3 protein-coding genes, 2 tRNA genes and 2 rRNA genes (1 of these 7 only partly in view) are annotated in these 10446 nt (G+C 47.5%); 5 read left to right on the forward strand and 2 right to left on the reverse strand.

The genetic code is table 11. The features are described 5' to 3' along the window. Positions 1 to 48: 48 nt before the first annotated feature. Positions 49 to 762 carry a hypothetical protein gene (locus tag ACT6NU_RS08990; protein WP_445381345.1) on the reverse strand — a complete coding sequence of 238 codons (714 nt, stop codon included), beginning with the start codon at positions 760 to 762 and terminating at the stop codon, positions 49 to 51. Then, the gene (locus ACT6NU_RS08995) at positions 759 to 5039 is read right to left on the reverse strand and encodes a thrombospondin type 3 repeat-containing protein (protein WP_445381346.1); all 4281 of its coding nucleotides are present in this window, start codon (positions 5037 to 5039) and stop codon (positions 759 to 761) included. Before ACT6NU_RS08995 ends, ACT6NU_RS08990 begins: the two co-directional genes overlap by 4 nt. Positions 5040 to 5210: 171 nt before the next feature. On the opposite strand from ACT6NU_RS08995, the gene ACT6NU_RS09000 reads away from it, so the two are divergent. From ACT6NU_RS09000 to ACT6NU_RS09020, 5 genes are all read left to right on the forward strand, one after another. Further along, the gene (locus tag ACT6NU_RS09000) at positions 5211 to 7196 is read left to right on the forward strand and encodes a putative porin (RefSeq protein WP_445381347.1); all 1986 of its coding nucleotides are present in this window, start codon (positions 5211 to 5213) and stop codon (positions 7194 to 7196) included. A gap of 481 nt (positions 7197 to 7677) precedes the next feature. After that, positions 7678 to 9204 (forward strand): 16S ribosomal RNA (locus ACT6NU_RS09005). A 147-nt stretch (positions 9205 to 9351) separates the two neighbouring features. Further along, positions 9352 to 9425: transfer RNA gene (locus tag ACT6NU_RS09010), tRNA-Ile, on the forward strand. Between the two features lie 133 nt (positions 9426 to 9558). Next, positions 9559 to 9632: transfer RNA gene (locus tag ACT6NU_RS09015), tRNA-Ala, on the forward strand. A 273-nt stretch (positions 9633 to 9905) separates the two neighbouring features. Beyond that, a 23S ribosomal RNA gene (locus ACT6NU_RS09020) occupies positions 9906 to 10446 on the forward strand; it runs 2301 nt beyond the window's last position. The 16S and 23S rRNA genes sit together here with 2 tRNA genes alongside, the layout of an rRNA operon.

The following is a 10446-nucleotide window of genomic DNA, read 5'->3' on the forward strand; positions in this document are numbered from 1 at the left end:
AGGCTTACTTTTTGGTTGGATGTTAGATATGGCTGCAGTTAGAATATTTTATTCTACTGCAAACTGGAAGACCTCAGAAACAGAGCTGTTCCCGGCCTCATCCTTACTTACTACCTGCCAGTAGTAAACAGAAGAAGGGGAAACGGTGACCTCAAGGAAGTTCTCAGTAGTAGAGCCTGCAAGGGTTTGCGGGTTTGTATTGTTAACTTCAAGATATACGTCGAAAGAGGCCAGATCCCCATCTATATCGGAAGTCTCCCATTGCAGGCTTATCGTTCCTGCATTAGTAAGGGTACTTCCCCGTTCCGGGAATACAGCTGTAGCTGGAAAGGGGGCATAGTTGCTAACACCTTCCCCGGCATTGTAAAACCGCCATACCGGGCTGCTGGCTGTTTGGCTGGATCCCCTGGCCCTGGAAGTTACAGACCACTCATAAGGGGTGGCCCGTTGTATTACTATGGCCGCTTCATTGGTATTGGAGATGGTGCTAGTGATGGAGTTCGTATTGAGATTAGTAAGGCGCACCTCATAACTATCTGTGTTTTGCGAGGCATTCCATTGAAAGGTAACACGGCTCTGCTGAGCAGATAAGATCTCCCCTTCATTACACTCTGTATTGTTGGCTGGAAAAATCAGTATAGCTGCAACAGGATCGGGCACAGGTTGTGGATCCGGGATGCCCCCAGAAGAATCCCCTCCGCTACAGCATAGTATAAGGGTAGCAATAACCCCGAGGCTTAATATCTTGTAAACTCGTTTCATTTTTTAATGACTTTGTAATTGTACAACTTATCACCTTGCTTAATGTTCAACAGGTAAATCCCAACGGGATAGATATCCATATTCAGGATTAGTTTCCCGCTCAACAGGGTTGCATTCCGGGATATCAGCTGTTGTCCTCCCAGGGTATGAAGCGAAACATTAATGGTCGTTTCTGTTGTGTCGGGCAGCAACACTTCCAGATTGCCACTTGCAATAGGGTTTGGGGAGACCAATGGGGTACTGCTTAAATTGATAAGCTGTTTAAATTCCCCCTGGCAGTCCAGTTCGGAAACGACCCGCAACTCTGTAACATCTCCGTTCAGTGGCAGGCTTATACTGGAATCAGAGGTCTGATAGAGCCTGTCGTTCAAATAAATGAGGTACTGCTTTGCGCCATCCAGTTCCAGGTTAATCTGGCTGGTCAGGCTGAGCACTTTGGCACTTACGGATAAGGGTTCGGGTTCTGAAATTTCCAATGTATAACAGGCCTGATAATCTGCCTGTCCCACAACTCCAAGGCATAATTCATAAGTGCCTGCAGGCAGTCCGGTAAAACTGGCTTCCTGCTCAAAGTTCTGAGTTTGCAGACTTGCACCAGCCTGGCTGAGCTCTGCCGTGTAGTCCAGTGTTTCTGCAGCTGTGATCAGGATTTGACCATTATCCTCAGAAATACAAGTTTCACCCAAAGTCTGTATACTGAAATTGGTTGGAGGGAGTGAAAACACTTCACATCCGTCTATATCGACCACAGCACCCGGCGGGGTGTTATCACAAAGATCCCTGTCATTTGGGACCCCGTCGTTGTCTAAATCGGGATCACAAACGTCTCCTATCCCGTCATTATCTGCATCAGCCTGATCTGTATTGGCAACAAGCGGGCAATTGTCTTCAGTGTCTGTAATGCCGTCGTTATCGTCATCCGGGTCGCAGGCATCGCCTATCCCATCGCCATCCGTATCCAGCTGGTTGGCATTCCCGGTCAAAGGACAATTGTCATCTACGTCCAATACTCCGTCATTATCGTCATCATCGTCGTCCTGAAAGCCAGTAACAACAAAATCATCGATGACAACACCTTCCTCGTTCACAAACTGATCCGAAGCGAATGTTATACGGAAAATAATACTATCCTCGGACCTGAGGTCCGTCTCTCCCTGTATGGCGTTTGCTGTAAAATCGTAGCTGTACTCGGTAAGAGTAGTATTCCTGCCCGTCCACTGGGCTCCCGGGCACAGCTGGCAGTCGTCATCTGTTCCGGAACTTGCATTGGTCCGGTCACTGCTGTACCAATTGGGCTGGCTGTTGACATTTCCAAGAACCTCCCAGCTCTGGCCATTGTTGGTGGAGTATTCCACGTAAACTATGTCAAAATTTTCTTCCAGGTCATAGGCCATTTTAAAGGAAAGAACAGGTGCCAGAATGGACGAAAATTCGTAACAATTGCTCACCAGGTAAGATTTTGCTACATCAGGATAATTACCATCCAAGTTGGTCCCGTATACCTGCGTCCCGGAAGCAGCCTCGTCCAGAAGCGTGCCATCCGGTACTCCTTTTTCCCATACACTGGTACCTCCGGTCTCATTATAGGTAAGCAGGGTGGCATTGGATGCCTCAAAATCATTTATGGCATCTCCAATCCCGAAATCATTGGTATAAAAAGTAGTACTGGCCGAATTGTTGTCGGCAAAGGCATCTCCTGAAATACTAACGGATGCTTCGATGGTAATTTCTGTTTTAGCTGTCAGGTTCAGGGAAGGAAGGGAAATTGTAGCCTGCTCGTTGGTAAGCAGGGTGCTTTCACTCCATGTAAAGCTCTGAACCGCCCCTCCATTGATGCTGTACTCCACATCTATCTGGTTGATGGGGTTGATACCGTTGTTTTCTGCTACTATTTCCGGAAATATTTCCCCGCACAGTATTCTCAGGGGGTCAGGGGTAAGAGAAATCAGTTTCACGTCGTTGTCAGGATCCACTGCCGGGATGGGCGAGGCCCAGACGCCCCTACCGTAGGTGCTTGCCACCAATACTTCATCATCCAGGCTTATTTCCAGGTCGCTTATGGCCGTATTAGGTAATCCGGTACTGTATTCTTCCCATTCGCTCAGGGTATCGTCCAGGCGAAATACCCCTACACTGGTTCCCACATATATGGGATTGTTAAGGTCACGGCCCTGATGGACTACTGAGAAAAATGCCAGGTCCGTGGGAAGGTTAAGGGTAATGTTTTCCTCAGTGGCTGTATTGCCGCTTACCGTTAATTTAAAAATACCTCTTGTTGCCGAGGTGCCTGAGTCCTGGGGACGCCCCACCCTCCTTGAGGTAGTAACATACAAAATGTTAGGATCCTGGCTGTTGATTGCAATATCCGATATCTCGGCATCAAACCTCTTCAGGAACAGAAAGGTGGCCCCACCATTCTGGCTGCGATATATATTCTCACCCTCTGCAACATACATCACCTGTGGATTGATCGGGTCAATCTCGAGATCGTCCAGGGCATCGGTACCAATACTTGCAGATACTTTTTCCCAGGCATTACCACTCAATTTGTAAACCCCATCATATGCCGCATATACCTCTCCGTCCCTGCTAATGGCCAGGGGCGTAATCCATTCCCCCGAAATCGGATTGCCGCTGGAATTCCTGGGGGCCCCAACCGCTCCCAGATTCTGTCCGGAATTGGTGCTGATAAACAGCACAGAGCCAAACTGTACAAAACCGTAAACTTCATTGCTGTTTACCGGGCTTATCTCGTAATCCATCCCATCCCCACCGGTATAAATATTCCACTGCTGGTTGTTGTATATAAAACCCGAGTTATCCTGGCTTCCGGCACTTATTTTGGAGGCGTTGTTTTTGGCGATGGACATCCGGTAAAACTGGGTCACTGCCAATCCGTTGTTGTAATCCGTAAAACTTAAGCCTCCGTCATCAGTAACGTAAAAACCTCCATCGGTACCCGCATACAATTTATTGTTGAAGAATTTCAGGGTATGTATGTCTACATGCGTATAAGCCTGGCTTACGTCGGAGTCATTATTGTTAAGCCGCACAAAAGAATCCCCGCCATCGATGCTTTTCCAGATATTGATGGCTCCCGTATATACTTCATCTGCATTGGTGGGGGAAACGGCTATACATAAGTCATACCAGGCCTGGTTGCGTTCAAAGATATCGGTGGTGTTCAGTGTTTTGGTAAAGCTTTGCCCGCTGTCATCGGACCGGTATAAACCAAGAAATGCCGAGTCGTTTTGAAGTGTGTCTGCCACCAGCACATAAACCACTGAAGGGTTGGCAGGGGAGACCCCTATGACCATCCTTCCGGCTCCGGAAGGAAAGGGTTGTATGATTCGGGTAAAGGAGACGCCTCCATTTGTGGATACGTGAAAAGTATTCTGTGTAACCAGGTATATCGTATTCGGATCGCCTGGTTTCAGGCGAAAGTCTCCCACCTGGCTATCAAACGTTCTGCTCCAGGTGGCTCCTGCATCGGTAGATTTATAAAGGCCTTTGTTGGTGGCCACCCAAACGATATTGGAGTTGGTGGGGTCAATGAAGATCTCATTCATGCTCCAGCTTTCGTCAATTATTTCAGCATTGAGGCCTGTAGCATTCCAGTTTAACCCTCCATCGGTAGATTTGAAGACGCCGATGCTGTAAGAATCGAAGGCATCGTCATCCCCGGTAGCAATGTATATTATATTAGAGTCATTAGGGTCAATGGCGATCCCGGAAACTCCTATTTGCGCAAAATTATCGAAAAGGTTTACCCAGGTATTGCCGGCATTCACTGATTTCCAGATTCCTCCTGCAGGTGCTCCCGCATACCAGACATTATCGTTGTTTGGGTCCACGGCCACGGCATTGATACGCCCGGCTCCGGGTTGCCCTATGGCCAGGGTGCCGCTTGAAAAGGGGCCCAGGGCGGTCCAGTTGCTTATTGGATTAACCTCCGCATTGAGGTTCTGTACTTGCTTCCAGGTATCCCAAAGCTGTTTGGAGGTAGGGATGTAGCCGTTTTCGTCTGTAAAATGTTGCCAGTAGTTCTCCCACCGCATAAAAGGTTTAAAGCCACTGCCTTTGGCCAGTGAATCTTTTCCTTTCCAGTATTGGTGAAAAGCATCCGAAATTTCATTCAGGCTATATCGTTGATCGGAACTTTTAGCGGAGGTCGCTTTAGAATCCTTCAGGCTCGCCATCCAGGGGGCTGATTCATTGAACTGAGCCAGGGCGATGGTGCTGCACAATAGGCACCCTATGAAGAATACATGCTTCATTGCAATTTTTTTGTAAATATGCCGAAAAATGCTGGATTTATCAACTTTTTCCGTTTAACGGATACGTAAATCTGCTGCTAAAATGAAGTACTGAATTTAGGATAGAAAGCTCTGAAACTTTCACTTTTCATTCAGAACAAAAAAGGTAACTTTGCCAGCAAGAATGTTGCTATGCGCTTATCTGTATTGATTTTACTGGTTCTGGGCATGTCAGGTTTGAATGCTCAGGAGTTCCCCAGGGCCGTAAGCCAGGAAAAAGATTCCCTGGCGCTCGACAGGCGGATCGAAACCAGGAAAGCAGAAGCCCGGCAGCAAGCAGAAGTAATCAGTATCAAGAATTACCAGATCATTTCCCAAAACCGGGATACAGTTATACTGGATACTTCACTCACCATACAGAAAGAATATCGCTATAACTTTCTGCGCCGGGATGATTTTGAACTGATGCCCTTTGCCAATGTGGGGCAGCCCTACAACCGGTTGGGAGCAGACCTTTCAGATACGCCCTGGTTGCCGCAGTTGGGAGCAGCTGCCCGCCATTTCAATTATTTTGAAGCATCCGATATAAAGTATTACAACGTGGCAACCCCGCTTACAGAACTCTTTTTTAAGACCACCTTTGAGCAGGGGCAATTGCTGGACGCCATGCTAACCTTCAACACTTCCAGGCGCCTTAATTTTTCACTGGCCTTTAAAGGCTTTCGCTCTCTCGGAAAATACCAGGAAGACCAGGCCCAGTCCGGAAATTTCAGAGCCACTGCTAATTATGTTACCAAAAATGGCCGTTACCGCTTTATGGCCCACATAGCTACCCAGGATCTGGAAGCAGAAGAGAGCGGGGGGCTGTTAGATAAGGAAACCCAGTTCGAGTCTGGAAACGATGATTTTTCCGATCGCTCCCGTATTGACGTTTTATTTTCCAATGCGATTAGCCGGCTGAATGGGAAACGCTATTACCTGGACCAGGAATACCGCATTGCAGGCGGGGCAAAAGACACTATAAAGAGGCGCGGCTCCCTCTATATAGGGCATAGATTTACCTATGAAACAAAATGGTACCAGTACAACCAGGGAACCAATTCATCAGAATATTTCGGGGAGCTGTTATTTGAGCCAGTGCTGGATCAGGCCTATTTAAAAACTTTCTACAATGAAGTGCGGCTTGGGGTAGACAACAGGATATCGGGTAGGCTGGAAGGTTCTGTAACGCATTTTAATTATTCGTACTACTTCACCAGCTTGCTGATTACCGATTCAGGGACCATCCCGAACCGCCTTGAAGGGGATGAGATTCTGTTGGGCGGAAGCTGGAAAAAACATTTTGGCAAGTTGCAACTCAGTGCCAATGGGGGGCTTGGGCTCTCGGGAGAACTGGCGGGCTCCTACCTGGATGCAGGCATTGAATTGCCACTGGGAAAGAAACACGAAATTTCGGGAGGGATCAGGCATTCGGCCAGAAAACCTGATTTTAATTATTTGCTCTATCAGTCTGACTACCTTAATTATAACTGGGATAATAGTGGAAATTTTGAGAACCAGCAGGTACAGAGCCTATACTTTAATATAGAATCCAAATTGCTTGGAAGGCTGGAAACGCAGTTTTCCACCACCGATAATTATTCGTATTTCCAATCGACTGCGGATGCGGACCAAATCGCCAATGGAGAAGAAAGGGCATTAATCAGGCCTTTTCAGGCCGGGCAGCGCATCAGCCATCTGCGGGTTAAATACCAGAAGGAATTCCGCCTGGGTAAATGGGCCCTTAACAACACGCTCTTGTACCAGGAGGTAGACCAGGAGAACAATATTCTGAACCTCCCGACCCTGGTTACGCGAAATACGCTATATTTTTCCAGCGACCTCTTTAAAAAAGCCATGTTTATTCAAACCGGGGTTACCTTAAAATATTTTACGGAATACTATATGAATTCCTACAACCCTTTGCTTTCTGAATTTTATGTTCAGGACCGGGAGCAGCTGGGTGGTTTTCCCATGCTGGACTTTTTTATCAATGCCCGTATCCGTCAAACACGGGTTTACTTAAAGGCGGAACATTTTAATTCTTCTTTTGGCGATAACAACTTTTATTCCGCTCCTAATTATCCCTACAGGGACTTTGTGATTCGCTTTGGTTTGGTATGGAATTTTTTCTCCTGATTTGTTTGGACCTGACGATAATGCCTGCTTCCGGATTTTTTGAAACGCGCACTTTGCCATGCGAAGAGGTAGATTGATAAAAGATCTGAATCTTTTTTAAAACTATGTTTAGCTGTAAATAGCACAATTAGAGTTAGTTAGTAAATTGGGAAAGTTTTAAGTGATTTTTTTTCGCAACTAGTTTGTGGAAGCCAAAAAACCATTTTATATTTGCACCCGCTTTTGAGGCGAACTATGGATAGTTTTGTTGAGGGGCGAGAGAGTAAGAGAAAAAGTTCATTGACATATTGACAGACAGCGTACGCTTTTTTTTTGGGTTTTGGTTTTGACAGACCGGGGCTTATATGAGAGAAGCATTTTGTACAAATAAACAACATCCGTCAAGGAATTATATAACAACCTGGACCGAGTTGGGAGGACTGTTTCTGGTGAGATATTTTGGTATTGCATTTATTTGATTAAGTACAATATTTAAGAAACTACGATGAAGAGTTTGATCCTGGCTCAGGATGAACGCTAGCGGCAGGCCTAACACATGCAAGTCGAACGGTAACAGGGAAAAGCTTGCTTTTCCGCTGACGAGTGGCGCACGGGTGCGTAACGCGTATGGAACCTACCCTTTACAGGGGGATAGCCCGGAGAAATCCGGATTAATACCCCATAGTACTACTTTAAGGCATCTTATTAGTAGTTAAAGTTTTAACGGTAGAGGATGGCCATGCGTCCTATTAGCTAGATGGTGAGGTAACGGCTCACCATTGCTACGATAGGTAGGGGCCCTGAGAGGGGGATCCCCCACACTGGTACTGAGACACGGACCAGACTCCTACGGGAGGCAGCAGTGAGGAATATTGGACAATGGTCGAGAGACTGATCCAGCCATGCCGCGTGCAGGAAGACGGCCCTACGGGTTGTAAACTGCTTTTATACGGGAAGAATAATACCCACGTGTGGGTAGATGACGGTACCGTAAGAATAAGGACCGGCTAACTCCGTGCCAGCAGCCGCGGTAATACGGAGGGTCCGAGCGTTATCCGGAATCATTGGGTTTAAAGGGTCCGCAGGCGGGCTAATAAGTCAGGGGTGAAAGTTTGCGGCTCAACCGTAAAATTGCCTTTGATACTGTTAGTCTTGAGTTGTGGTGAAGTGGCCGGAATATGTGGTGTAGCGGTGAAATGCATAGATATCACATAGAACACCGATTGCGAAGGCAGGTCACTAACCACACACTGACGCTGATGGACGAAAGCGTGGGGAGCGAACGGGATTAGATACCCCGGTAGTCCACGCCGTAAACGATGGATACTAGCTGTCGGGACTTCGGTCTCGGCGGCCAAGCGAAAGTGATAAGTATCCCACCTGGGGAGTACGTTCGCAAGAATGAAACTCAAAGGAATTGACGGGGGCCCGCACAAGCGGTGGAGCATGTGGTTTAATTCGATGATACGCGAGGAACCTTACCAGGGCTTAAATGTAGTGGGACAGGTCCAGAGATGGACCCTTCTTCGGACTCATTACAAGGTGCTGCATGGTTGTCGTCAGCTCGTGCCGTGAGGTGTCAGGTTAAGTCCTATAACGAGCGCAACCCCTACCGTTAGTTGCCAGCATGTAAAGATGGGGACTCTAACGGAACTGCCGGTGCAAACCGTGAGGAAGGTGGGGATGACGTCAAATCATCACGGCCCTTACGTCCTGGGCCACACACGTGCTACAATGGCCGGTACAATGAGCAGCCACTGCGCGAGCAGGAGCGAATCTATAAAACCGGTCACAGTTCGGATCGGGGTCTGCAACTCGACCCCGTGAAGCTGGAATCGCTAGTAATCGGATATCAGCCATGATCCGGTGAATACGTTCCCGGGCCTTGTACACACCGCCCGTCAAGCCATGGAAGCCGGGAGTGCCTGAAGTCCGTCACCGCAAGGAGCGGCCTAGGGCAAGATCGGTAACTAGGGCTAAGTCGTAACAAGGTAGCCGTACCGGAAGGTGCGGCTGGAACACCTCCTTTCTAGAGACTTACTTTAAAGAGGTGTAATACCGTTACGAGATATCAAGTTGGGGATAGTTTTTTCCCTCGGGCCAGGTTTTTATATGATACCTTATAATACATAGGGTGGATGTTGGTTATAAAGTTGTCTGTCAAGTCAATAAATGCAGTCTCATAGCTCAGCTGGTTAGAGCGCTACACTGATAATGTAGAGGTCGGCAGTTCGAGTCTGCCTGAGACTACGAAAGTAGTTGCAGGCTATTTAAATGAGGCCTGTGTGTAAGTTCATTGAAACTGAATAAAGGAAATTCTGGAGGTTGAGCAACCCTTGACTGCCAAGGGGCAACGAGCAAGTTGTTTGGCAGACAGAGAGAGGGGGAATTAGCTCAGCTGGCTAGAGCGCCTGCCTTGCACGCAGGAGGTCACCGGTTCGACTCCGGTATTCTCCACTAGACCTGGCGGTCAAATGCCAAGCACCAAACACCAAGCACCAATTCGTTGGGATTTGGAATTTGGTCCCGATAGCTATCGGGATGGGATTTACCCGAAGGGTTAAAACGTTCATTGACATATTGGAATGAAGGAATTACATAGGGAAGTATGTACTTAGGTATATAGTGAATTATGTAAGGACTTCGATAATTTAAGAAACACGAATCTAATAGTAGATAAAGAGAGTACAATTGAGTACAATTACTTAAAGCTAGAATACAAAAGCAAGGCGACAAGCTAATTAAGGGCGTATGGGGAATGCCTAGGCTCCCAGAGGCGAAGAAGGACGTGATAAGCTGCGAAAAGCTGCGGGGATTGGCACATACGATGTGATCCGCAGATATCCGAATGGGGCAACCCGGCATGTTGAAGACATGTCACAGCCGTAAGGCTGGGCGAACCCGGTGAACTGAAACATCTAAGTAGCCGGAGGAGGAGAAAACAAGAGTGATTCCGAGAGTAGTGGCGAGCGAAATCGGATTAGCCCAAACCAGTGTTGTTTCGGCAACACTGGGGTTGTAGGACCACGTGATTCGATGTATTACTAAACTAAAACCAACTGGAAAGTTGGGCCACAGAGGGTGATAGCCCCGTATAGGTACGGTAATATTATTGATAGTGGTATCCTGAGTAGCGCGGGGCACGTGAAACCCTGTGTGAATCTGGCGGGACCATCCGCCAAGGCTAAATACTCCTGGGAGACCGATAGTGAACTAGTACCGTGAGGGAAAGGTGAAAAGAACCCCGAACAGGGGAGTGAAATAGAACCTG

The sequence above is a fragment of the Robiginitalea rubriflava genome, assembly GCF_052540725.1.

Bases quoted from the DNA above. Each gene is read 5' to 3' on its own strand.
- ACT6NU_RS08990 (WP_445381345.1), bottom strand. From the start codon at position 762: ATGAAACGAGTTTACAAGATATTAAGCCTCGGGGTTATTGCTACCCTT.
- ACT6NU_RS08995 (WP_445381346.1), bottom strand. From the start codon at position 5,039: ATGAAGCATGTATTCTTCATAGGGTGCCTATTGTGCAGCACCATCGCC.
- ACT6NU_RS09000 (WP_445381347.1), top strand. From the start codon at position 5,211: ATGCGCTTATCTGTATTGATTTTACTGGTTCTGGGCATGTCAGGTTTG.